The following is a 25,456-nucleotide window of genomic DNA, read 5'->3' as shown; positions in this document are numbered from 1 at the left end:
TTTAAATATCCAGTTTCTTCTTCATTTTTATGAATGCCAGCGCAGTACTGTATGTGTTTCCTGAAATGGTATTACGCTCGTTTTTATCAATTTTTAGTGCATCACAAATTTCGTCAAGCCCGGTTTTAGTACCATCTGGTAAGTCTTTTAATTTTTGATACAATACGTTTGTATCCATAAACTGGTTTTTTAACCTGCCTAATCCCAGTCTTTTAAGTGCCTGGTTTATCATTTCTATATCCAGGTTTACATTATGCCCAACGAGCACTGCGTCTTTTGCAAAATTTAAAAACTGGATCATGGCTTCGGCTTCCACAACTTTCTCAGCACCATTATTCACAATTCCTTGAGCGGCAATAGAGTTAGAAGTATATTTATCCTGTTGAATATAAATCTCTATAAATTCTCCCACATTTATAGCATCTCCATCAACACCCAATGCTACTATAGAGAGTATAACATCTTCTTTCCAGTCCAGGCCGGTAGCATCCATATCAAAAACAACATATTTTTTTTGAAGCGCGTTATTATCATCTTCAAAAAATGAGGTGTAGTTTTTCCAGAATTGTGGCAGGCTGCCTCCGGTTATCCAATCAAATGCCATAATTAGCTAATAAATGTTAATGAAAAACGGTTTTTAATAATATCCTGCACATTGCCAATAGGTTCAAAGCAATTTTTTAGCTTAACCTTATCTGTTTTAGATAGTTCAGAAAGATTTATGTACCTGCCGTTAGAGTCATTTTTAAGCCCTTCTTCAGTCCGGAAATGTTGTAATAGGTTAAATGCTTCGGCACATTCGTCATACAAATCGGCATTTTGTTGTTCCAGTTCTGCCAGTTTTTTAAACCTTTGGTATGTATTGGTAATATCTGTTATACCATGGCTTAAAATTAAAACCCTTGCAGCATCAATAAGCGGTTCTAAAGCGCGTAGTTTAATATCAAACGTATCTTTATGCTCGCCATCATTTTCTACTAAAAATTGCCTGAAGAACCCTAATGGAGGCAGGTTTTTTAAAGTATCTGAGGCCATGTAGGCAAAAAACTTTTTGTTCTTATTAATTTTTACCTTAATATTATCTGTAAGTGCTTCTTCTATAGCCGGGTAGCCATAAATAAAATCAAAATCAAAAAACAATGCACTTATTTCAATACCTTTTTCCGCAGGTGCATTTATCCACGTATTATACTGGTTAATCCAGTCGGTCACTGATTTACACCATTGCGTATTACGTGCAACAATATTATACGGAGAAAATTCATAACCTACTTTGTTTAGCGAATCAGTAACAAATTCAGCCAGTTCAGTAAAATAACGCTTAACAGCATCATATTGAGCAGGTTCTACATCTTCAAATACGAGTGCATTATCCTGGTCTGTTTTCAGGAGCTGTTCTTTTCGTCCCTGGCTTCCTACATTTATCCATGCAAAACGAACAGGAGGGGGGGTGCCTATTTTTTCTACCGCAAGCTCTATAGCCCGCCTGGTAAGGGCAATATTAATCTCTGCTACAATATTAGAAATGTGAGAGATAGGTATGTTTTTGTCAATTGAATTTTGTATGAGGTCGCTAAGCTTTTCACGAACATATTTTAGTTCTTTATTATTAGTGGCCCTGCGTGTTTGTTTTAATAAAACGCCCGGTGTATTAGCTTGTGCCGCCACAACATCATGTTCAGATATAATGCCGCTTATGGTTGAATTATCTGTTCCATCGCGGGTTACGCACAAATGGCCAACGTTATACTTTAGCATAATCATTTGTGCTTCAGCAACAGATATATTTTCCGGAACCGTTATTACGGGCGTTGTCATAATTTCCTTAGCTTCAGCCGTAATAGGGAAAAGCCCTGTTGCAATTTTAGACCTTAAATCCCTGTCAGTAATAATGCCTATGGGTAACTGGTTTTCTTGAATAATGACGCTACCAATAGTGCTGTTTGTCATAGTTTTAGCTATAAACATAAGTAAATCTTCAGGATTGGCAGTTATAGGATTGTGTGTGTATTTTATTGGCTGAAAATACTGTATATCAGCTACCTGGTCACTAAATATTGTGTTTTCTGCTAAAAGTTTTCCGCTTCGTTCTTTATCGTGTGGATTACGGGTTTGTGATGCAAAGCTTTCGAGCAGAAACTCAAGTACTTTAGCATTTTTAGTTATAAATTGCTGGAAAAATAAAATAGGAATTGCATATATAATTGATTCTTCGCGGGCTTTAGCTGTTAGCAAATAATCATTTTTAGCAAAAAATGGCCTCAAGCCAAGGATATCGCCTTCATCACATTTATCAATAAGCATTTCTTCGGCATCTGAAGTAAGTGATAAACCTATGGCGCCGGCTTTTATAACATAAAAATCTGTATGTGTTGTATCGCCACCTTTAAACAAAATTTCATTTTTGTCCAGGCTTTTAATTTTTGTATTTATGGCTATAAGTTGTAAATCTTCTTTACTAAGACTTTCAAACGGAGGATAATATTTAAGAAAATCTACAACAGTTTGGGCTATAGGATTATTCATTAGGCATTATTTTTAGCTAAAAATACTATTTTTAAAAATGCCGTTAAAGATAGGGCTTAATTTTTTTATTATTTTACATAATATATATTATAGTTCAATTTAGAAATAAAAAATCAGGAACGAATCATCAGCCCTAAAATTCAGTCTTATGTAATTTTTCTGAATGTTGATCCATCAATTATACTATAATTTTCTCATCGTTTAACAGTCTTTTAATGAGCGTTTGTACATATTTTCCTTATTTTTATGATATAATCTTAAAGCAATGGAAATCAACTTTGACAATAACAATAAGCTATTAATACTTCTACCTATAATTTATAATATTTGGGAAGATAATATACTGACTGAAAAGGAATTTACTGCAATTTCAAATTATATTAAAGGTGCAAAATGGCTTACCGAAGATGAAAAAGTTTTTATTGCATCTAAAATAAAATTTTCAGATCCACCAACACGCTCAGAATTAAATAATTGGCTCAATAAGATAAATTCTGTTGCGAGTAATAGCGCTAATACACTTACTGAGTTGGGTATTCTAATGGCTAATAATGATAGGGTTATATTTACAGGTGATGATATTCAAAAGATAGCGCCTGATATAGTAAAGCTTGAAATAAGCCTGGGTATTTCTGGTCCTGAAGCCACACAAAGGTTTTTAAACAACCAAAACTCTATAACAAATACCCATAATACAAATCAAAGCTTTAATGTTGGGCTAATGACTTCATTGCTAAACAATGGGCAGGATGACTTAATCAATAAAGTAAAACTCATCATAAAAAGTGCTGATTTTGAGCTAAATATACCAACAGATACTGCTGAATTCAGAGAGAAAGTATTACAATGGTGTAAAATCCTTTCTGAAAACGGCCTTGGTTCTTATGCATATCCAAAAGAATATGGCGGTAAAGGCGATATTAATGGGTATTTTACCATAATGGAAACCCTTAGTTATCATGATCTTAGTCTGGTAATTAAATTTGGCGTTCAGTTTGGACTTTGGGGAATGAGCGTATTATCTCTTGGTACAGAAAAACACTACAGTAAATACCTGAATGATATAGGGTTACTTAATATTCCGGGATGTTTTGCTATGACAGAAACACATCATGGCAGTAATGTAAAGGGAATCAAAACAACAGCCACCTACAATCATATCAATCGGAGTTTTACCATACATACTCCTGAAAAATACGACAGGAAAGAATATATAGGCAATGCAGCTAACCATGGCGAAATGGCTACCGTTTTTGCAAAGCTCATAATTGATGATAAAGACTATGGAGTTAACGCATTTATTGTACCTATAAGGAATAAAGCAAAGCAAACCCTGCCTGGTATAGCAATTGAAGATTGCGGCCATAAAATGGGCTTAAATGGCGTAGATAATGGTATTATTTACTTCGATAATGTAGAAATTCCGTACGACAACATGCTTGATAAATTTGCCTCCGTAAATACAAATGGCGAATTTGAAAGCCGAATCCCCAGTGATAACAGGAGGTTTTTTACCATGTTAGGCACATTGGTTGGCGGGCGTATAGGCATCCCCCGCTCTGCCCTGTCAGCCGCAAAGGTTGGTTTGGCAACAGCTATAAAATATGGTGATAAACGCAGGCAGTTTGGCCCTGAAAACGGAGCTGAAGTACCTGTTCTTAATTACCGGATGCATCAGCAAAGGCTTATGCCTTATTTGGCCAATTCTTATGCGCTTACATTTGGTTTACAGTATCTTACCAACCGTTTTATAAATCGTAAAGAAGAAGAAATGCAGGAAATTGAGGCCCTTGCTGCCGGCCTGAAGGCTTATGCTACATGGAATACCCGGGATACCCTTCAGGAGTGCCGTGAAGCTTGTGGTGGTAAGGGATATTTAAGTGAAAACCGTATTGATGACCTTAAAAATGATACAGAAATTTATACCACTTTTGAGGGCGATAATACTGTATTAATGCAACTTACGGCTAAAAACCGCCTTTCAGAATTTAGGAAGCAGTTTGGGGAAATGAGTGTTTCTACCATTTTTAGCTACGTTGTAGAACAGGCCAAAACCAGTATTACGGAGAAAAATCCTTTTGCAATACGTAATACAGATGAGTCGCACTTAAAAGATGCTGAATTTCATTTACATGCATTTCAATATCGTGAAAAAGAAGTAGTTGCATCTGCCGCAAAACGATTTAAACGTTTGATAGACAGTGGCCTTGATGCTTTTGATGCTGCAAACATAATGCATCCGCATATGCTCCAAATTACATATTCATACCTTGACAGGGTTGTGCTTGAGCAATTTAAGCTCAAAATAGATGCTGAAAAAGATGTTGCCCTTAAAGAGGTACTTACCAGGCTGTACAACCTTTTTGCGCTTAATAAAATAGATGAAAATAAAGCGTGGTATCTTGAGCAGGGCTATATGGATGGTATAAAAACTAAAGCTATAAGAAAGTTAATCAGTCAGTTATGCTGGGAAATACGTCAGGATGCGGTGCCTTTAGTACAAGCTTTTGATATACCGGAAAGCTGTTTGGGTAAAATAGCTTCTTCAAAAATTGAAGAGGCATAATACGTTACATACCATAAAACTTCTTATCCCAATTTTTTCTTATCCAGGTGGTTATGTCTTTTTGGCTGGTAATATTATGTGGTATAAATTTAAGCAGTTTTTCTATTCTTATTCTTGAAGACTTACTGCTAAGTCCATGATCTTCAAAGAAATGATCAACAAAACGTGTAACATCTTCGTTATTGTTTACATCAATAACGATATCGTTTTCCGCACCGGAATGTTGAGAATTATTAACAGTCATATTATGAGGACGTAAAAAAGGGGCATTTATTATAAGCCTGTAAAATTAAAAGTAATATTTACAACTTCATTATGCAAAAGCGTATATATATCGCCTGTTTTAGTTAAATATTAGTTAAAAAATCAGTTAACGCTTAAAAATAAGCATTTTAACTCAATTTAGAATCATTTTATCCAATTTTTACTCCGGTCATATTTAGCGACCCTCCTACCAGTTTATCGTTAAAGAAACTAATGCTATCTTCCTCATCCTGAAGCCCTAACGTATATAATAACGGGTAGTAATGGTCAGGAGTAGGTATGGCCAGTGTAGCCGCTTTGTGCAGTTTCTGGTAGTTAATCAGGTCATTATGATTGTGATTGCCAATTTTCTCCTTAAAGATTGAATTCATCTCAACAGCCCAGTCATAACCGTAGTTAGGTTCGCTAAGTCGCTGCCAGTCAACCATTCGCAGGTTGTGTACCATGTTACCGCTGCCTATAATCAGCACCCCTTTTTTGCGCAGGGCTGCCAGCTGTTTGGCCAGGTCATAGTGGTATTGCGGCTCACGGCCATAATCTATACTAAGCTGAAGCACAGGTATATCCGCATCAGGATACATATGCCTAACCACCGTCCAGGTACCGTGGTCAAGGCCCCATTCGTGGTCATCAAGGCCTACATTAGTGCTTGTAATCAGGCTCTTAGCCTCCTTAGCAAGCTCCGGGTTACCCGGCGCAGGGTATTGCACATCAAATAGCGCCTGTGGGAACCCGCCAAAGTCATGTATCGTCCTGGGGGCTTCCATAGCGGTAATATGCGTACCCCTGGTAAGCCAGTGCGCCGACACCACCAATACTGCTTTAGGCTTCGTAATCTGTTGACCCATAGCCTTCCACGTCTGGCTAAACTCGTTATCTTCTATCCCATTCATAGGCGAACCATGCCCTATAAAGAGCACCGGCAGCCTCTCATCTTCCTCTTTTAGCCCGTCTTTCCAGTTGTTAAATTGATGCAGCGACATAATCAAAAATTAAATATGTATATACAAATTATGTAAGTACAAATATACGCCTTTTTTGGCAAAAAAGTGCTTAATTTTTCACTTTTGGAGTTTGAAATTGGATTATTCAATGGTTCGATTTTTACATTTTTCGACTAAACCCTAAAAAGAGTTCCCGGATAAAAAAAGAGCCACTCTTTTATCATATCTAAGAGTGGCTCTTTTAGTTTATAAAAAATCCGTGTTTATCCGTTCAATCCGTGTCATCCGCGTCATCCGCGTTCCATAATTAATATGCGACAAGTTCACGTAAAACCTTCTCAAACCTCCCTTTGCCCAGGTACTGGTCTTCCAGAGCCTTGGTAAACGGAATAGCGCTCTCAAGGCTGCCTACGCGCTTCACAGGGCCGTCGAGCCACTCAAAACACTGCTCCATAATCATGGCGCTAATATCGCTTGCAATGCCGCCAAACAGCGTGTCTTCCTGTAAAATAATAACCTTGCCTGTTTTCTTAACCGAAGTAAAAATAGCTTCGGTGTCAAGCGGTTGTAGTGTACGCAGGTCAATCAGGTCGGCCTTTATGTGCGGGTTGGCATCCAGCGTTTCAATGGCCCAGTGCACCCCGGCGCCAAACGAAATCACCGTTACCTGCTCCCCTTCCCTAAGCAACGCCGCCTTACCAAACGGCAGGGTGTAATACCCTTTCGGAACCTCCTGGTAGGCACTGCGGTACAGCGCCTTATGTTCAAAGAACATCACCGGGTTAGGGTCGTTTATAGCCGTGGCCAGCAGGCCTTTGGCATCATAAGGGAAAGCCGGGTACACCACTTTCAGGCCGGGCGTTTTGGTAAACCACGCCTCATTGGTCTGGCTGTGGAACGGCCCCGCCTGTACCCCCGCGCCGCAGGGCATACGCACCACCACGTCGGCGTTTTCCTGCCAGCGATAGTGCACCTTGGCAAGGTAATTCACAATCGGGTTAAAGCCAGTCGACACAAAGTCGGCAAACTGCATTTCAACCACCGCCTTGCCGCCGTTAATACTAAGCCCCATAGCGGCCGACACAATGGCCGACTCACATATTGGGGTGTTGCGCACCCGTTCCTTGCCAAAACGCGCCACAAAGCCATCGGTAATCTTAAAAGCGCCGCCATATTCGGCAATGTCCTGGCCCATAAGCACCAGGTTCTTGTGGCGCTCCATGCTTTGTGCCAGTCCCTGCTGTAGGGCATCAATCATACGTATGTTCTCTGTCTCTGAAGTCGGAACGACTTCTTGAAAGTCATACGGCTTATATACATCGTTTAACTCGTCAGTTTCGTTAGCTTCAATAGCAGGCTCAGCCGAGGCACGCTGGTAGTGTTCGTCTATTTCGGCCTTTAACTCTGCACGGAATATATTGTCAGTTTCATCCGTCAGAACCCCTTCGGCCTTCAGGTACTTGCGATAGTTTTCCACCGGGTCTTTTACGGCCCAGGCATCCATCAGCTCCTGCGGAACGTACTTGGTGCCACTCGCCTCCTCGTGCCCGCGCATCCTGAACGTTTTAAACTCCAGTAGCACCGGTCGCGGGTTCTCGCGAAGCGAATCTACAATTTCGTCCAGCTTGGTATATACTTCAAGGATATTGTTACCGTCTATAATATGCGCCTCCATACCATAGCCCACGCCCTTATCGGCAATGTGGGTGCAGCGGTACTGCTCGTTGGTTGGGGTGCTCAGGCCGTAGCCGTTGTTTTCTACAATAAACAGTACGGGCAAATCCCACACGGCAGCCACGTTAAGCGCCTCGTGGAAATCGCCCTCGCTGGTAGCGCCCTCACCGGTAAATACGGCGGTAACCTTACCTTCGCCGCGCAGCTTGTGGGCCAATGCAATACCGTCGGCCACGCCTAATTGCGGGCCCAAATGCGATATCATGCCTATGATTTTAAATTCCTGTGTGCCAAAGTGAAACGAGCGGTCGCGCCCCTTGGTAAACCCGTTGGCCTTGCCCTGCCACTGGCTGAACAGACGGTACAGCGGAATATCCCTACCCGTAAACACCCCAAGGTTGCGGTGCATGGGCAGTATGTATTCGTCAGGCTGCAGCACGGCAGTAACCCCCACCGAAATGGCCTCCTGCCCTATGCCGCTAAACCACTTACTCACCTTACCCTGTCGGATGAGGATGAGCATTTTCTCCTCAATAAGGCGGGGTTTTAATAATTTCTTATATAAATCAAGTAATTGTTCGTTTGTCAGTTGTTTTCTGTCGAAATTCATCGTGATTTTTGAATAATCTTTATAATTCAAATGTAGTAAAATAACATTTCACGAAAACGTTGTTAGGAAAATTTATTTTGTAGGGTAAAATATAGGGAAAACCCTATTTTTTGTAGGAAAGGGATTTTGTAATTTAGTTACAAAATTTTTATCATCATGTCAGGACAAGAAGAAAACCAAATTATTTTAATTCCAGTACAAAGTTCTCCTCAAAAAATTGAAACCTCTATCGCCGCTTTCAACGAGCCATTGGCTAATTTATTACAGCATGTAGGGCTACCTACGGAAGATATATTATCTCCGATTGAAGAACGTCGCAAAGTAATTTACGCCTTAGAAAGTACAATAGAAATTTTACCCATTGATGAAAGAGCCAAATCTACATATTTATCTAAATTTACTGTAGCAATTTCTGTGGGGCTTTTTGATGGGGCATTAAATTTTCTTTGGGATGAAACTGTAAAGTCATTAAGAAGATTAGCTGTAAATTTTGACTTACAATATTTCTTAGGTGTAGCGAAGACATTAAATACTAAATATAAAAATTTGGTAAATGAGGATGACTTAAGTGCTATTGGAGATCATGATTTATTAGAAATATCTCGAAGGATAGGTTTGATTAATGATATTAATCACAAAAGACTTGAGCATGTTAATTATCTAAGAAATCATGCAAGTGCTGCTCATCCAAATGAAAATTATGTTTCTGGTATAGAAATGTTAAGCCTATTGGAAGCTTGTTTAAAGTATGCAATAGTAGCAAAACCTGATCATTCTGTTATACAAATTCAACAATTATTCGACAATTTAAGAACTAAAGAAATTCCTAAAGAGGATTTTGAAATAATTGGAGATGATTTAAGGAAACAACCTCAAGAAAGAATTGATGACTTTGTTCTTTCATTAGTTGGAATTTATATAGATCCTAAAACCGAATCTTTAGTAAAAAAGAATATTGATAGATTAGCTCCAAAAATATGGGACATCTTACTCGAAGATACTAAACTTAGAATTGGTGCAAAATTTGGTCTTTATCGAAAAAATGGAGATGTTGATAGAAAAGATGCCATACAAAGTTTTTTAGAGAAAGTTGATGGTTTAAAATATAAGGATGAGGATAGCCTTGCTGCAGAATTATTAGAAAAATTACAAAATCTAAAAACTATACATTTTGAATGGAACAATTTTTACAATGAGCGAGCGCATGCCAAGTCAATTAAAGACTCTATACCAGCCAATGGAATCCCCGATGCTGTAAGGAAACTTTTTGTGAAAGTTATCACTATTTGCTATGTCGGAAATGGTTTAGGTTATAAAGAAGGTGTTGATGAAGTGGCATTACCTTATTATAAAGAATTTATAGAAGGTTTTACTATTACTGAAATAAAAGACTTTGTTCATCTATTTAAGGATCCAGAATTTACTTCAGATTTTAGAGCAAGCAAAGCTGATGTCAGACTTAGAAAAATGGCAAATTTTTTCAAAGCAAAAACTAAAGATGTATATATTAACAGAATCTTAGATTTGATTATTTCTTATCCAAAAAATTCTCTTAATTCAATCGCAAGTCATGTTACATATAGGGAAGCTATAAAATTTATTTAAGCATATCATTAACAAATAACGCGGGGTAATTCCGCGTTATTTGTTATATAATCATAAAACTAAACCCCATGCACCCCCTCATCACCACCGCTTACGCCGCCTTTAACAGCCGCGATATAGATACCGCCCTAACCACCATGCGCCCTGATGTGCGCTGGCCCAAAGCCTTTGAAGGCGATTTTGTTACCGGCCACGATGCCATCCGTGAATACTGGACCCGCCAGTGGGGCGAAATAAACCCGCACGTAACCCCCGTTGCCATAACCGAATTACCTAACGGCCGCCTTGAAGTAACCGTACACCAAATAGTAAAATCCCTTGACGGTACCGAGCTGTTCAACGGCAACGTAAAGCACATTTATACTTTAAGGGATGGCCTTATACAGGCTATGGAGTTGGAGTAATTAGTTGGCAGATAGCAGGTAACAGTTGCAGTTTGTCATTCCGACCGCAGCGCAGCGAAGTGGAAGAATCTCTTTTACATTCATGCTGAGCTTGTCGAAGCACAGTAGAGACAGATTGAATCTGTCTCACAGGAGAATACAGCAGAGTGAGCATTCCCCTCCCTCAGAGGGGTGGCGAAGCCGGGGTGGGTTCACTGCCAACTGTTATCTAAACACTATTCTCCATGCATGGCAACAGTCTCGGTATCATCGCTTAAGTATACAGGTTTACCATCAGCCGGGGTAATAGCAAGCACCATACCATACTCTTTTGGCAACCCAACCGATTCAGCATCACGCCAATGCCCTTCGCCCAGTATGGCTACACTTTCGCCTTTTTCAAGCACACCTTCTACGTAGCGTATACCTTTGTTCATCCCAAGGAAACCCTCGCTTTTTTGACCGTGTTGCCTCAGGTAGTTTTCGAGCCTTTCGGTGGCATCGTTAAACGTACCGGAGTTGTATTCCTGGTCTTCTACAACATAGCTCTCAATATAATCGCTGTCAATATAAGCCACTTTATCGCCATCACGCAGCACAAAACGAACCTTTCTTTGTTCCTGTACTATGGTGTGCGCACTTTTGTTGCCTCTTTCCAGTATGTGCACATTATACCAGGCGCACTCACGGCCGGATAGTGGTGCTTCAAGGGGTTCGTCAACAAACTCCACTATACCCACTACCTTGCCGGTCTCACCGCTTTTAAAGTCAGCCAGCCTGCGTAAAGTGCCTTTTTTAAGCCTGCGGCGCACAATAGCCTTACTGCTAAAAGTTGATGCTAATGCAATAATACCTACTAAAACGGCTACTAAAATAATAAACTGTGTGGTACTCAGGTTGTCAAAAGTATGGCGGGACATAAAAGGAAAATTTTGCCGCAATATAGCAATAGTTTTTTATAGCTGCCCCACTGCTACCTGCCATCTGCTACCTGAAAAACCCTATCTTTGCACCCTCTAAACACACCTTTCACAATGACCATAGAACAACAGCTGCAGGAGCGCAGCAACAACCAGTGCGAACTTAGTGGTGCAACCGGCAACCTTACCGTTTATGAAGTGCCGCCTGCCCGCAATCTGGGCGCCGACGGTTTTATATACATAGATGCCAAATGCCTGGCGCAGATTGAAAAGAAAGAAGAGCCCGATAGCGCCTTTTGGCAAAACATACTGCCCACCAGCATGTGGAGCGAAGTACCCGCCGTTCAGGTGGTGTCATGGCGCATGCTGAACCGTTTTCGCGATGAAGGCTGGGCAGCCGATAACCTCGACATGATGTACCTTGACGATGAGCTTTTAGAATACGCAAAAGCCACCGGCGACCATACTGCCGATGCCGGTGTAAATTTCCATAAAGACAGCAACGGCAACATACTGCAACAGGGCGATACCGTTACGCTGATAAAAGATTTAGATGTAAAAGGTTCGTCGCTTAACGCCAAAGTGGGCACCGCAGTGCGCAACATACGCCTGGTGCACGACAACCACGAGCAAATTGAAGGCAAAATAGACGGCCAACTGATTGTAATATTAACTAAGTACGTTAAAAAGCAGGCTTAGCTTACCACTTTCATTATAGCACCAAATACAAAAACAAAGCTTACAGCAGTTACCAAAAGCCACATTAGTTTGTAGTCCTTTTTAGCTGCTGTAAGCTTTCTTAATTTACATCTTCTTTGTCGTTCGGAAGGATCTAAAAGTATCATGGTTTTTTAATTTTTGAATATCTGTATCCAAAAACAAAACCATATTTTCAAATCATTGATTTTAAGTGTTTTACGAGTCGCGATATTAACTTTAACCTTATCATAATGAAAAGGTTAACTGCAATACTGATAATTAAAACACCCCAACAATACCCACAGTACTTACCCCGGCGCGCAGGCTCCAGCTTATTTTTTTAAGTGGGCTTTGGTCTCCGGGGAAATCTTTTTTAGCCCCATAATCGCGCTGGCGGTCCAGATAGGTATCAACGCTTTCTACCACCGCCACGCTAATAATACCGCTCAGCACCACATCTGTAAGCCAGTGTGCGCCTTTCCAAAGCCTTGTAACCGGCGGTATTGCTCCCACAGCCCAGCACGCGCCTTTTAGCCACGGGCTTTCAAACTGCTTGCTTAACGAATACATGGTTGTAACCGCCAGCACCGTATGGCCAGATGGAAACGAACGGTAACCGGCATCGCCCCCAAACGGACGGAAATGGTCGTGCCCATAACCCGTCTCAGGCCTGGCTCTTCCTGTTAATGATTTGGTTGCCTGCTGTATAAACCCCGATACACTGGCTGATGTTATCATGAGCACACCCGTGCGGCGCAGCTTTTCGTGGTTGGTAAAAAGCCCCACCAGGTACACACTGCCGGTAATGCCATAGTTGTTTTGCGGGCTGCCAAAATACCACCCAAAGTCTTTTAAAAGGCTGGGCGCTCCTTCCTCCTGCTTACGGAACCAACGGCTGGTTTCTTCGTCTACTGTATACAAAATGCCTATAGCCGCCACGGTACCTGCAAATTTATACAGGTCATCGCGTTTCCAGCGCACAGGCTGGCTCAGCGCATGCAAAAAGCCCCCTCCCACACTACCGGCATCATATTTAAAATTCTGCCATATGGTTTTGGGCGGCAGCGTGTCGGCATAGGTTACGGTAAGGCTATCGGTCTGGCAAAAAGCATTTTGCGAAAGTATAAACAGCAGTAAAAGGGTAAAAAACTTCTTCATAAAATCAGGCTTTAGAAAGCTTGGGTAAATTCCTGCTAAAATACTGTAAATTTTAAAACAACAGTATTCTTTTATGCTACCCGCTGCCGTTATAAAAAAACGGCACTGCCACGTGTACAATCAACAATTATTGGCTAATTTGGTGCTTTATAAACCAATAATCACAAATACTTACGCCCGTTATGGACAACAGTAATATTGAAAGCCTTAAGGAAGCGCTAAAATATTCTCCCGAAAACATTCCGCTCCGGTTTTTATTAGCCGATAATTTACTAACCCTCAACCGTTTTGACGAAGCCGAACACGAATACCGCATTATTCTCCAGGCTTCAAATGACACCCGCGCCACACTGGGCCTTGCCAGAATATATTATGCTAAGGGCAGCTATTCGGCGTGCAACGTTATACTTGAAGAGCTTATAGAAAGCGGCAGGCACGATGTTGATACGCTTGTACTTTACACCCGCGCCCTTATAAAAGAAAACGCCATGGGCAAAGCTATTGAGGTATACCAAAAGGTATTGCAGCTTAACCCCGGCTATGCTAACGAAGAACTTGACAGCCAGCTTCGTTCTCGCGTAGGATATACAGAGCAGGATGGTGATGGTGATGATGAAGTAGATTCGCGTTTTCTGGAAAAACCATCGGTTACCTTTAGCGATGTGGGCGGCATGGAGCACGTTAAAAAAGAAATTGACCTTAAAATTATAAAACCCCTACAGCACGCCGACCTCTACAAGGCGTATGGCAAAAAAGCGGGTGGCGGCATATTACTGTATGGCCCTCCCGGATGTGGTAAGACCTTTATAGCCAAAGCCACAGCCGGCCAGGTTAACTCTAAATTTTTGAGCGTAGGGCTTAACGATATCTTAGATATGTGGATAGGCAGCAGCGAAAAAAACCTGCACGAAATTTTTGAGCTGGCACGCCACAACAACCCGTGTGTACTGTTTATAGATGAGATAGATGCCCTGGGCGCCAGCCGCAGCGATATGAAACAATCATCGGGCAGGCACCTTATCAATCAGTTTTTGCAGGAGCTTGACGGTATTGAAGGCAATAACGAAGGAGTTTTAGTGCTGGGCGCTACCAACACCCCGTGGAATTTAGACCCCGCTTTCCGCAGGCCGGGGCGTTTTGACCGTATTATCTTTATTCCGCCACCCGACCAGGAAACGCGTGAGGCCATACTGCGCCTTAAACTGCAAAGCAAGCCCGCCGAAGATATTGATTACAGGCAGGTGGCTAAAAAAACGGAGCACTACAGCGGCGCTGATATTGATGCCATTATTGATATTGCCATAGAAGCCAAGCTTGAGGCCGCTTTTGTAGACGGTATACCAAAGCCACTATCTACCAAAGATTTGCTTGAAGCAGTTAAAAAGCACAAACCCAGCACACAGGAATGGTTTGCCACGGCTAAAAACTTTGCGCTCTTTGCAAATGATACCGGCCTGTATGACGATATACTAACCTACCTGAAAATCAAGAAATAATGTCAGAACAACTTTCAAGGGTTCATTTGCTTATGGGCCAGGGCAGGTATAATGACGCCGAAGTACTTATTAAGGATATGCTTAGCCTTGATGCTTCAGATATTTACCTCCTTTCGTTACTGGCAGAAGTAAGCCTGCAACTGGATAAGGTTGACGTGGCTAAAACAGCGGTAGACAGGGCCATTGCCTCCGAACCTGATAATTCTTACCTGTTTTACTTAAAATCGCGCGTATGCCTTTCTGAAGATGATTTTCAGGGTGCGGAGCGCTATGTAAAACAGGCCATTTCGCTCGACCCGTCTGATGCTGATTGTTTTGCACTACTGGCTGCCATACAGCTTTCGCGTAAGCAATATGATGAAGCGCTTCAATCGGCCGATAAGGCGCTTGAGCTTGACCCGGAAAACCTTTTTGCGCTTAACACCCGCAGCAACACGCTCATAAAGCTTAAAAGGCCCGAGGAATCGTTTGCTACCATAGAGGGTGCACTGCGCGAAGACCCTAACAATTACTATACCCATGCCAACTACGGGTGGTCGTTACTTGAAAACGGCGATTATAAAACGGCCCGCAAGCATTTTAAGGAAGCCCTGCTCAATAACCCCAATTACCAGTATGCACAAACAGGTATGAGCGAGGCCATAAAGGCAGGAAACCCCATATACAGGCTGTTTTTAAAGTACTCGTTCTTTATGCAGAACCTTACCTCTAAATACCAGTGGGGTGTTATAATAGGCTTCTTTTTTATTACCAAAATGCTGCGTGGCTTAGCCGAAAACAGCCCTACCCTGCAGCCTTACCTGCTGCCTGTTGTTGTGTTGCTTACCATGCTTGCCTTTTCAACCTGGATAATAGAGCCCGTGGGTAACCTGTTCCTGAGTTTTCACCCTTATGGCAAATATCTTTTAGACAAGCGCGAAAAACTTACCTCTAAGTTTATAGCCGCATGCTTTGCAGTATTTGTAGTGGGGATTGTCCTTTTTGCCATTACCGGGCTCGATAAATACCTTATCCTTGGGGCATTTGGCTTTTTAATGATGCTGCCCGTTAGCCATATTTTTATGCCTGCTAAGTTTAAGCACCTGTTTTTACTGTACAACATTATACTTGCGGCACTGGGCATAGGCGCCATAGCCATAACATTTGCCGGCGGCGAATTGTTTAACGGCCTCACCGCTCTGTTTAGCCTCGCGTTTTTTGCCTTTCAGCTGGCGGCAAACTATTTTATTATCAGTAAAACAAACCGTTAAGCTTAATTTGTTATAAAATAAAATACCCCGCCCTTTTCAGGAGCGGGGTATTTGTTTTAAACAAAACGGTATTATGAATATACCACAGAGTGGCCGGTTTGCGCAGTAAATGTCCGTGACAGGATAGTGTCTACAAACACCCATTCAGATGTTACATTGGTTTGTGTAAACGTAGCCATAATATAGCCCCTTCTTGAAGCATCAAAATAAGAAAGGCCGTCTACAAGCAGTACCATACTCTGCTGGAAAGCCGCTATGGTAGCCGCATCCACATCGCCCAGATAGGTTTCAAACCCCGGAGACGACACGCTCGATGTGGCAAACTCTACACCTACCTCGGTACCGTCCTGCGCTTTAAGCACGTTGTGCCATGCATTGTGGGTATCGCCCGCAAGGGTAACCAGTTTTTTGCCGTTAAGCTGTGCATACAGCATTTCGCGGTCTACCGGGTAACCGTCCCACGCATCAAGGTTGTATGGCAACACGGTTTGTATACGGGCAATTTCCTGTGGGGTAAGCGTTGGGTCGTTATTCAGCATCCTCATTTTAATGGTAACAAGCTCGGTAAGTATGGCAGTAAAGCCCGGCTGCCCAAAAGCAAGCAGCAGTTCTGCCGGTACCATCATTTTACCCATTAAAATCTGCTGGCCCAGTACCTGCCATGTGGCATTGCTGCTGCCTATTTCGTTTACAAGCCAGCTAAGCTGAGTGTTACCCAAAAGCGTGCGCTGTGTGCTTAGCAAATCGGCCTGGAACGCCGCGGCATCAAAGCCGGTCTGGGTAAAGTAATTGGTTATAACCAGTTGCTCACTACGGGCTATAACGCGGGTATCGAGCATTATAAGGTTTACAAGGCTGCCTATTTTTATACTACGGTATATAAGCGAGTTGTTGTTTTCATCTGCCCTTGAAAACGGAATAAATTCGCTGTACGCCTTAAGTGCGTTTTGCTTGCGTACTTCCCAGCTGCCTTCGGTGGCTTCAGTGTGGTTTTCAGCGCCATCTATGTAGGCATCGTTGGCAATTTCGTGGTCATCCCACACGCATATAAAAGGTTTTTTCTGGTGGGCAAGCTGCAATTGTGCATCGCCCCTGTACTGGCGGTAGCGCATCCTGTAATCGTCAAGCGAAACCATTTCATGCTCCGGTTTGTGCTGCCTGTTTAGCCCTTCGTTTTCAGGCGATGTACCATATTCGCCAGCACCATATTCATACAGGTAGTCGCCCAGGTGCACAATAACATCAGCATCAGATTCTGCCATGGCTTCATACACGTTAAAATATCCTGCCTGGAAGTTAGAGCACGAGCATACTGCCAGTTTTATAGATGATGGGTCCTGCGGCAGCGTAATAGTCTCGCCGGTTACCGATACGGTTTTATCAACCGCACACATAAAGCGGTAGTACAGTGTTTGCGCAGCATCTAGGCCGGTAAGTTCAATGGCAGTGGTGTAATCCCTTTCAGGGTTAGTTACTATAGTGCCTGTCCTTACTATACTATCAAAGCTTTGGCTTGTAGAAACTTCCCATATTACTTCTGCATTATAGCGGTTGTAGCGTGTCCAGATGGTTACCGATGAGCTTGTGGGGTCAAAACTGGCTACCCCTTCGTTAAAGTGTTGGTTGCTAAAACCCGATGGGTTTACCCCCAGTGCGGTGTTATCATCATCGCTGCAGCTTATAAAGTTTGGCGCTATAATAATGGCACCGGTTGCCCATAATGATTTTTTCAGGAAGCTCCTCCTGCTTTGGTTGTTTTGTTCCATAATTGAAGTTAGTTTTTTCAAAAATGGCACTATTTATCTAAGGCAGGGTTAGTTAAACTTTACGGTTTTATTATGCGGTTACGGCTGTGGGTTAACGTTTTATTATGCGTGCCTATAATTTTGATTAGGGTGTGATACCTATGTTAACAACTTGGTTACATTGCATCAAAAAATATCATTAGCTTTGTATTTACAAGGCTTTATGCCTGTGTTAGTTATTAACAATAAACGATTATTATGCAAAACATCCCCAGTGTGGATCTGCGTGATTTCCTTTCGGGTAACCCGGAACGCAAGCAAAAATTTGTAAATGAAATCGGTAAGGCCTATGAAGACATAGGTTTTGTGGCACTTAAAGGGCATTTTCTGGATGACAGCCTTGTAGAAGGCCTGTATGCAGAAGTGCGCAACTTTTTTAACCTGCCTCTGGATGTTAAAGAACAGTATGAAATTCCCGGCATTGGCGGGCAGCGCGGCTATGTTTCTTTCGGAAAAGAACACGCCAAAGGCCGCAAAGAGGGCGACTTGAAAGAGTTTTGGCATTTTGGCCAATACCTGCCCGAAGGCTCTAAGTATGAAGCCGAATACCCCGAAAATGTAGACGTAAAAGAGCTTCCTAAATTTAATGCTGTAGGTAAAGAAGCCTACCAGATGCTGGAAAAAACCGGTGTGTATGTGCTGCGTGCACTGGCGCTTTACTTAGGTTTGGATGAGTTTTATTTTGATAACTATGTGGCAGAAGGCAACAGCATACTGCGCCCCATACACTACCCCCCTATTACCAGCGAACCGGATAATGCAGTGCGTGCCGCTGCACACGGCGATATTAACCTGATTACCCTGCTAATGGGTGCCCAGGGCAAAGGCCTGCAGGTACAAAACCACAACGGCGAATGGATAGACGCCATTGCAGAGCCCGATGAACTGGTTATAAACGTGGGCGATATGCTAAGCCGCCATACAAACAACAGGCTTAAAAGCACCATACACCAGGTAGTAAACCCACCAAGGGAACTGTGGGGTACATCGCGCTACTCTATACCGTTTTTTATGCACCCGGTTAGCGAAATGAAGCTTAACGCCCTGGATAACTGTATAGATGAAAACCACCCTAAGCTGTATGATGATATTACAGCAGGCGAGTTTTTGTATGAAAGGCTTGTAGAACTGGGTTTAATCAAAAAGTAAAAGGATTATTCGATTGTTAGAATTTTAGATTATTCGAGGCTGCGGTTTGTCTTCTGAGCGCAGCGGAATCGAAGAATCTTATTAGCTGTGGTCTAAAAGTCTAACAATCGAAAATTCTAATGATCTAAATAATGGCAGCAAAAAAAATAAACGACCTTAGCTCCCTTGGCGGATTTGTATTTTCCACCAACAAAGACTTTGAGTTTAACGATAACGAAGAACAGCAGGAAACCCCAGCCCCTAACCAGCAAAAACTGGAAGCCCTCCTCGATAAGAAAAACCGGGGCGGAAAAGTGGCGACTGTAATTAAAGGTTTTGAAGGCACCGAAGACGACCTGAAAGACCTGGCCAAAAAACTCAAGACCCTTTGTGGTGTAGGCGGTTCGGCTAAAGACGGCGAAATTATCATTCAGGGTAATTTCCGCGATAAAATAATGGATTATTTAGCCAAAGAAGGCTATAAAGTAAAACGCGTGGGCGGATAACTATGGAAATCAAGCAAAGCGAACTTATACTAAACCCGGACGGCAGCGTATACCACCTTAACCTGAAGCCGGAACATATTGCAGGCGATATTATTTTTGTGGGCGACCAGGACAGGGTTGCTAAAATTACCGCACGTTTCGACAGTATTGATTTTTCTACCCAAAAACGTGAATTTAAAACCCAGACCGGTACTTTTAAAGGCAAGCGCTTAACTGTAATTTCAACCGGTATAGGGCCTGATAATATAGATATTGTGCTCAACGAGCTCGATGCTCTTGTAAATATTGACCTTGAAACCCGCCAGCCTAAAAAACAGCTCACACAGCTTAATATTGTGCGTATTGGTACTTCGGGGTCGCTACAGGAAGATATTCCCGTAGACAGCTTTGTACTATCGCAATACGGCTTGGGGATGGACAACATGATGCGCTCTTATTTTGTAGAAAAAATATCTGAGTCGCCCCTTGAAGACGCCTTTATAAACCACACCGCATGGGACATTCGCCGTGGGCGACCGTATGCTGTTAAATGCAGTACCACGCTGCAAAACCGTTTAGACAGCGATTATATCCACAAAGGCATAACCGCTACTGCCGGAGGTTTTTATGGGCCGCAGGGGCGTATTTTAAGGCTTGAAATACAGGACGCGGAACTGAACGATAAGCTTGACAACTTCAACTTTAACGGCTACCGCATTACCAACCTTGAAATGGAAACCGCAGCCATATATGGCCTTAGTACCCTCTTGGGCCACAAAGCGCTTTCGCTTAATGCCATTATAGCCAACAGGCCAACAGGCACCTTTAGCGCCGACCCCTATGTCGCCGTTGAAAAATTGATTGACTACACGCTCGAAAGGCTTGTGAAGTAATCAGATAGCAGATGGCAGTTTTCAGTATGTAACATTCCTCCTGCTATCTGCTATCTGCCATCTGCTACCTGAAAACTGAATACTACAAAATATCCTTCCCTGCCGAATATTCCGTTGGGCGCATACCTAATATTTTATAAAACGTATTGCTAAATGTAGGCACGCTGCTGTAGCCCACTGCTGCGGCAATTTCGCCTATGGGCATTTCCTTTTGCAGCAATAGCTCTATAGCACGCAGCATACGGCAAATGGTAAAATACTTTATAAAACTCATATTAAGGTCTTTTATAAACAGCCTGTGTAGCGTGCGTGTACTAAAGCCAAATTTAGCTGCCACATCATTAAACAGCAGCGTTTTGTGCAGGTTAGCCTGCAGATAGCCCACAATTTTTATAAGCCTTTTATCATGCGCCATGGGCAGTGCCAGCTCCAGGCTTTTACCTGCGGTTTCGGCAAGCAATATCTTAAAGGCATGGGCTATAATATAAGGGTTGCTGCCCTTTTGCAGGTTACCATTCCAGTCTTTGGTGTGCAGCAACAGGTTAAAAACCAGGTCAGTTGCCGGGTAAATACCCTCATTGGCATAAAAAACATCGTCGTTCTTTAATTCCGGGAAGTACAGGTTGCGCATAATAACCCCTTCATTACTGGGGTGAATGCTATGCTCTACCCCCGGCGGAATCCACATATAATGCCGTGCGGGTAAAAAATAGCTGTGCCCCGGTGTTTTTACGTGCACTATACCTCCTTCGGTATACAAAAACTGTGCTTTCTTATGGCTGTGCGGCGGTATGAGCAATTCGCCCATCAGGTCGTGGTGGCAATAAATGCTATCGGGCTGTGTATCAACTTCTGTAATGTAGTACTTATTGGGTGCTGCGGCCATGTGTCTTAATTGGATAATTATTTGTCAAAAATAGATAATCCGCCAATTAAACGTTTTCGTAAAATTGCTAAATCTATTAACAAATTAATAACACTGCACTTATATAGGCAAGTTATTACTGTAAAAATTAAGATAATGGATAGTAACCGTATACAATACGAACCCTATAAAAACCGCATTATAACCGCTAATGAAGCCGCTGCCCTGTTTACTGATGGCGCCGTGGTGGGCAGCAGCGGGTTTACCAAAGCCGGAGATAGCAAAGCCGTATTGCCTGCATTTGCAAAACGTGCCGTTGTTGAAGATATAGGCATTACACTAATAACCGGTGCATCGCTTGGGCATACTACCGATAGCGATTTAGCCGAAGCCAATGCACTCTACAGGCGCATGCCGTTTCAGGTAGATAACGTGCTGCGCCAAAAAATAAACAACGGCGATGTTATGTTTATAGACCAGCACCTTAGCGAAACGGCTGAGCTGCTTACCAACAAACACCTGCCCAAAATGGATTATGCCGTTATAGAGGCGCTTGAAATTGACCAGAACGGGAACATAATACCCACTACTTCCATAGGCAATTCTGCCGCGTTTGCACAACTTTCAGAAAAAGTAATAATTGAGATAAATACGTCTTTACCCTTATCATTCAAAGGAATACATGATGTTTTTATCCCCAAGAACTATCCTGAAAGAGATGTTATAAACATTACCACCCCCAATAGCCGTATAGGCAAAGGCTACATTAAAGTTGACCCCGATAAAGTAGTGGGTATTGTGTTTACCGAACTGCCCGACAGCCCTGCGCAGGTAGCCGAACCCGACGATAACACCATAGGAATTGCAGAGCATCTTATGGCTTTTTTTAAATCAGAAGTACAGTCTGGCCGGTTATCGCCCTCTTTAATGCCCTTGCAGGCCGGTATTGGCAAAATAGCCAACGCCGTTATGATGGGCTTTTTAAACAGTCCGTTTAAAAACCTTACTATGTATAGCGAGGTATTGCAGGACAGTACTTTTCACCTGATTGACGCCGGTATAATGGATTTTGCTTCGGCATCGTCTATTACCGTATCGCAGGAGTGCCACGATAACCTTATTAAAAACTTTGATAAGTACCAGGACAAAATTGTACTGCGTCCGCAAAACATAAGCAACAGCCCTGAGGTTATCCGCCGTTTGGGGGTTATCGCCATAAATACTGCCATTGAGTTTGATATTTACGGCAATGTAAACTCTACCCACCTCTCAGGCACAAAAATGATGAACGGCATAGGTGGCTCGGGCGATTTTGCACGCAATGCTTACCTGAGCGTGTTTGTTACCCCATCTATAAGCAAAGGCGGGGCTATAAGCCACGTGGTGCCCATGGTGCCACATACAGACCATACCGAACACGATGTAGATATACTGGTTACAGATCAGGGGCTTGCAGACCTTAGAGGCCTTGCCCCCCGCGAACGTGCCAAAGTAGTTATTGAAAACTGCGTGCATCCGGACTATAAAGAAGCTTTACAGGACTATTTTGAGCGTGCCTGCCAGCTTGGCGGCCACACCCCCCATATATTAGGAGAGGCCTTTGCATGGCATGCAGGGCTGGCCGAACGAGGCTCAATGAAGCCGTTTTGCCCGGCGTGATATTTGTCAATGTTTTCGCGTTTGTTTTTTTATTCCCCGATACGGCAAAAGTCTCGGGGACTTTTTTTGTCCGGAATTTCTTCTTTTGTGATTTATTTGGAATTTCGAATTTGAAAATTGTTTTTTCTCTTACTACCTTTAGCCTATATTAGCTAAAGATGAAAAAACTTACAATAGCCGGCGTGCCGGAACACTTTAACCTCCCATGGCATTTATGCAAAGAAAAAGGCCTTTTTGAAGCTAAAGGCATTAACCTTGAGTGGACAGATGTTCCCGAAGGTACCGGCCGCCTGTGCCAGATGCTGCGCGACGGCGAAACTGATATTGCCGTTATACTTACCGAAGGTATTATTAAAGACATAACAGCCGGAAACCCTTCTAAAATAGTACAGGTATATGTGCAGTCGCCTTTAATATGGGGCATACACGTAGCGGCAAAATCGTCGTTTGAAACCGTGGCCGACCTTGAGAATAAAATAACCGCCATAAGCCGTTATGGGTCGGGTTCGCACCTTATGGCCTTTGTTAATGCACAAAACGAAGGCTGGGATACTGCCAACCTGCGTTTTGAAGTTATCAATACCCTTGATGGTGCTGTAGAAGCGCTTACTAACGGAGTAGCAGACTACTTTATGTGGGAACGTTTTATGACCAAGCCCATTGTAGATAAAGGCATTTTTCGCCGTGTGGGCGACTGCCCTACCCCGTGGCCCAGTTTTGTGATTGCTGTGCGCAACGACGTTTTAGAGGCTAACAGCGCGGCAATCGGTACGGTTTTGGATATCATTAACCAAATGACAGCAGGCTTTAAGGAAATTGAAGGCATTACCGGCATACTGGCACAACGCTACAACCAGAAAAAGGAAGATATTGCAGAGTGGCTTACGCTAACGCAGTGGTCGCAGCAAAACCTGGGCGAAGGCACGCTTGATGCCATACAGGAGCAGCTGGCCGATTTAAATATTATAAACACTAAAGTACCGTTTGAAAACGTTGTGGGATAGCCGCAGGCCCGCAGTAGTAAAATGACAAACCCCACACTTACTAAAATAAAGAACGTAAGGGAAAGGCTTCGTATAAAGAAGCCCTGGGACTCTATTATCATTTTTGCACTCAACATACTTATTTCCATACCGCTTTTCCTGATTATACACCAAAATATCATAGACCCTGAGTGGCCTTTTCACCTCGACAGGATATTGATATTTGCGGTTATGGTAACGGTATTGCAGCTTATACTGCACCGCGTGCGTACGGTGCTGATTTTGTTTATTGGCCTGTACTTGTTAGTACTTGCTTACGGCTCATTATTTGGTAATTATGGCTTTAGCACGGTGTTCGACAATTACCAGGCTATGATATACACCATGAGCGAAGACCCCCACCCGCAGGATGTTATACTCTCTAAACTACTGCCCTTTCCTAACAAGGGCGAAATTCTTGATGCTATAGATTATAACAACCCCAAGGTGCGCAATTTTGCAGTAGGTGCCGCCACAAAATATTTTAAGGAATTTAAAAGCCAGGACAAAGAGCGCCGTATGATACAGTGCTTTTCGGTTTTTAAAGAAATACGCAATGAGTGGAATTACGTTAACGACCCTGCCGGCCGCGAATACATAGCCCACGCCAGCGAATCGTTACAGCACTTTTCGGGCGATTGCGATGACCATGCGATACTTATGGCAGCCTGCATACGTGCCATAGGCGGCACACCACGGCTTATACACACCGGCGGGCACCTGTACCCGGAAATGCTTATTGGTACCCGTGTAGATCTGGAGCGTGCCAACTACCTTATTAAACAAAAGCTGTTTGTAAATGAAAGTAAAAACCAAACCATAAACTACCATGTAGACGAGCACGGCCAGATATGGCTTAACCTTGACTATACCGCACGCTACCCCGGCGGCCCGTTTATGAGCGAAGAAATACTTGGGGCATTAACGCTTAATTAAATTAAAAGATTTAAAAATTTAATGATTGAAAGATTCAGGTTGCAATTGCCTGCCTGGGATTGCCGAAAAACTGCTTTACATTTCATCAGCTAAATAAAAAAGAAAAAGCGCAGTAACTGCGCTCTTTCAGGGATGAAGGTAATTTATAAGAATTGGAAATTGGTTTCTAACGTTTAAAATTTGCATCAAGCCACTCTTTTGCTGCCTTGTGCGTGCGTGCATTAAACGGCAGGCGTGTTTTTAAGGCAGACTCAATATTCTGGAAGGTAATGGTAGACTGCCATCCGCGGGTGTCCATATAGCGGGTTATAAAATACAGCAGCTCAAAGCCTTCGTTTACATTAAGTAGTACAGTGTCAGGAAACCCGCCTATCTCACGGATTTCGGCCTCAGGCGTATTCCATTTGCAGGAATGCCTTAAAACAGAGGGTGCAAAAAGTGTCATATAGTAATTGTTGGATACGCCAAATATCAGGCAACCCTATAAAACAGCTATGCGCAATTTTACCTGAATTGCAACAGCAGGTAAAAATACGCACCAGGTTTGGGTTAGATTAAAAAATAAAAA

General features: G+C 42.7%; 22 protein-coding genes. 12 read left to right on the top strand and 10 right to left on the bottom strand.

From position 1 onward, the window contains the following. Position 1: 1 nt before the first annotated feature. Together AM279_RS03645 and AM279_RS03640 are read right to left on the bottom strand one after the other, a co-directional pair. A complete protein-coding gene (locus AM279_RS03645; RefSeq protein WP_054406300.1) occupies positions 2-604 on the bottom strand; it encodes a 3'-5' exonuclease in 603 nt (200 codons plus the stop codon). 2 nt (positions 605-606) lie between these two features. After that, the gene (locus AM279_RS03640; protein WP_054406299.1) at positions 607-2,526 is read right to left on the bottom strand and encodes a DUF294 nucleotidyltransferase-like domain-containing protein; all 1,920 of its coding nucleotides are present in this window, start codon (positions 2,524-2,526) and stop codon (positions 607-609) included. Between the two features lie 265 nt (positions 2,527-2,791). Between AM279_RS03640 and AM279_RS03635 the strand changes: the two genes are divergently transcribed. Beyond that, complete coding sequence (locus tag AM279_RS03635) at positions 2,792-5,092, top strand: acyl-CoA dehydrogenase family protein (RefSeq protein ID WP_054406298.1); 2,301 nt, start codon at positions 2,792-2,794, stop codon at positions 5,090-5,092. Between the two features lie 4 nt (positions 5,093-5,096). Here the strand turns inward: AM279_RS03635 and AM279_RS03630 are convergent, their stop codons facing one another. The 3 genes from AM279_RS03630 to AM279_RS03620 form a co-directional block, all read right to left on the bottom strand. Continuing rightward, a complete protein-coding gene (locus AM279_RS03630; protein ID WP_054406297.1) occupies positions 5,097-5,336 on the bottom strand; it encodes a hypothetical protein in 240 nt (79 codons plus the stop codon). 169 nt (positions 5,337-5,505) lie between these two features. Beyond that, positions 5,506-6,339 carry a 4,5-DOPA-extradiol-dioxygenase gene (gene ygiD, locus AM279_RS03625; RefSeq protein ID WP_143090374.1) on the bottom strand — a complete coding sequence of 278 codons (834 nt, stop codon included), beginning with the start codon at positions 6,337-6,339 and terminating at the stop codon, positions 5,506-5,508. A gap of 268 nt (positions 6,340-6,607) precedes the next feature. After that, positions 6,608-8,584 carry an alpha-ketoacid dehydrogenase subunit alpha/beta gene (locus AM279_RS03620; protein ID WP_054406296.1) on the bottom strand — a complete coding sequence of 659 codons (1,977 nt, stop codon included), beginning with the start codon at positions 8,582-8,584 and terminating at the stop codon, positions 6,608-6,610. Positions 8,585-8,740: 156 nt separating this feature from the next. On the opposite strand from AM279_RS03620, the gene AM279_RS03615 reads away from it, so the two are divergent. Together AM279_RS03615 and AM279_RS03610 are read left to right on the top strand one after the other, a co-directional pair. Next, positions 8,741-10,189, top strand: coding sequence for a hypothetical protein (locus AM279_RS03615; RefSeq protein ID WP_054406295.1), 1,449 nt, complete (start codon positions 8,741-8,743; stop codon positions 10,187-10,189). A 68-nt stretch (positions 10,190-10,257) separates the two neighbouring features. Then, the gene (locus tag AM279_RS03610) at positions 10,258-10,593 is read left to right on the top strand and encodes a nuclear transport factor 2 family protein (RefSeq protein ID WP_054406294.1); all 336 of its coding nucleotides are present in this window, start codon (positions 10,258-10,260) and stop codon (positions 10,591-10,593) included. 215 nt (positions 10,594-10,808) lie between these two features. On the opposite strand, the gene AM279_RS03605 is transcribed toward AM279_RS03610, so the two are convergent. Next, positions 10,809-11,492, bottom strand: coding sequence for a hypothetical protein (locus AM279_RS03605; RefSeq protein WP_054406293.1), 684 nt, complete (start codon positions 11,490-11,492; stop codon positions 10,809-10,811). A gap of 114 nt (positions 11,493-11,606) precedes the next feature. Here AM279_RS03605 and AM279_RS03600 point away from each other — a divergent pair, with 114 nt between their 5' ends. Continuing rightward, on the top strand, positions 11,607-12,191 hold the full coding sequence (locus tag AM279_RS03600) for a PhnA domain-containing protein (protein ID WP_054406292.1): 585 nt from the start codon (positions 11,607-11,609) through the stop codon (positions 12,189-12,191). Between the two features lie 279 nt (positions 12,192-12,470). On the opposite strand, the gene AM279_RS03595 is transcribed toward AM279_RS03600, so the two are convergent. Continuing rightward, complete coding sequence (locus AM279_RS03595) at positions 12,471-13,349, bottom strand: phosphatase PAP2 family protein (protein WP_054410097.1); 879 nt, start codon at positions 13,347-13,349, stop codon at positions 12,471-12,473. Positions 13,350-13,531: 182 nt separating this feature from the next. Here AM279_RS03595 and AM279_RS03590 point away from each other — a divergent pair, with 182 nt between their 5' ends. Together AM279_RS03590 and AM279_RS03585 are read left to right on the top strand one after the other, a co-directional pair. After that, positions 13,532-14,845: an ATP-binding protein gene (locus AM279_RS03590; RefSeq protein ID WP_054406291.1), complete on the top strand. Its 1,314-nt coding sequence runs from the start codon at positions 13,532-13,534 to the stop codon at positions 14,843-14,845. Then, complete coding sequence (locus tag AM279_RS03585; RefSeq protein WP_074961528.1) at positions 14,845-16,095, top strand: tetratricopeptide repeat protein; 1,251 nt, start codon at positions 14,845-14,847, stop codon at positions 16,093-16,095. The genes AM279_RS03590 and AM279_RS03585 overlap by 1 nt, the downstream gene beginning before the upstream one ends. Positions 16,096-16,166: 71 nt before the next feature. On the opposite strand, the gene AM279_RS03580 is transcribed toward AM279_RS03585, so the two are convergent. Further along, entirely contained in the window at positions 16,167-17,861 is a 1,695-nt protein-coding gene (locus AM279_RS03580) for an alkaline phosphatase D family protein (protein WP_054406289.1), read from the bottom strand. A 237-nt stretch (positions 17,862-18,098) separates the two neighbouring features. Between AM279_RS03580 and AM279_RS03575 the strand changes: the two genes are divergently transcribed. The 3 genes from AM279_RS03575 (at position 18,099) to AM279_RS03565 (ending at position 20,406) form a co-directional block, all read left to right on the top strand. Next, entirely contained in the window at positions 18,099-19,049 is a 951-nt protein-coding gene (locus tag AM279_RS03575) for an isopenicillin N synthase family dioxygenase (RefSeq protein ID WP_054406288.1), read from the top strand. A 131-nt stretch (positions 19,050-19,180) separates the two neighbouring features. After that, complete coding sequence (locus AM279_RS03570; protein ID WP_054406287.1) at positions 19,181-19,534, top strand: translation initiation factor; 354 nt, start codon at positions 19,181-19,183, stop codon at positions 19,532-19,534. Positions 19,535-19,536: 2 nt separating this feature from the next. Next, complete coding sequence (locus tag AM279_RS03565; protein ID WP_054406286.1) at positions 19,537-20,406, top strand: nucleoside phosphorylase; 870 nt, start codon at positions 19,537-19,539, stop codon at positions 20,404-20,406. Between the two features lie 82 nt (positions 20,407-20,488). Here the strand turns inward: AM279_RS03565 and AM279_RS03560 are convergent, their stop codons facing one another. Beyond that, entirely contained in the window at positions 20,489-21,292 is an 804-nt protein-coding gene (locus AM279_RS03560) for a helix-turn-helix domain-containing protein (protein ID WP_054406285.1), read from the bottom strand. Between the two features lie 135 nt (positions 21,293-21,427). Here AM279_RS03560 and AM279_RS03555 point away from each other — a divergent pair, with 135 nt between their 5' ends. The 3 genes from AM279_RS03555 to AM279_RS03545 all read left to right on the top strand — a co-directional run bounded on the left by AM279_RS03555 (position 21,428) and on the right by AM279_RS03545 (position 24,888). Further along, the gene (locus tag AM279_RS03555; RefSeq protein ID WP_054410095.1) at positions 21,428-22,930 is read left to right on the top strand and encodes a succinate CoA transferase; all 1,503 of its coding nucleotides are present in this window, start codon (positions 21,428-21,430) and stop codon (positions 22,928-22,930) included. A gap of 158 nt (positions 22,931-23,088) precedes the next feature. Then, positions 23,089-23,934: a substrate-binding domain-containing protein gene (locus AM279_RS03550; protein WP_054406284.1), complete on the top strand. Its 846-nt coding sequence runs from the start codon at positions 23,089-23,091 to the stop codon at positions 23,932-23,934. Positions 23,935-23,955: 21 nt separating this feature from the next. Further along, positions 23,956-24,888, top strand: a complete 933-nt coding sequence (locus tag AM279_RS03545; protein WP_054406283.1) for a transglutaminase domain-containing protein — start codon at positions 23,956-23,958, stop codon at positions 24,886-24,888. 166 nt (positions 24,889-25,054) lie between these two features. On the opposite strand, the gene AM279_RS03540 is transcribed toward AM279_RS03545, so the two are convergent. Continuing rightward, a complete protein-coding gene (locus AM279_RS03540; protein WP_054406282.1) occupies positions 25,055-25,333 on the bottom strand; it encodes a hypothetical protein in 279 nt (92 codons plus the stop codon). Positions 25,334-25,456: the final 123 nt, after the last annotated feature.

The sequence above is a fragment of the Flavobacterium akiainvivens genome, assembly GCF_001278115.1.
Classification (GTDB): domain Bacteria; phylum Bacteroidota; class Bacteroidia; order Flavobacteriales; family Flavobacteriaceae; genus Flavobacterium; species Flavobacterium akiainvivens.
This window is presented reverse-complemented; position numbering and strand designations above follow the sequence as displayed.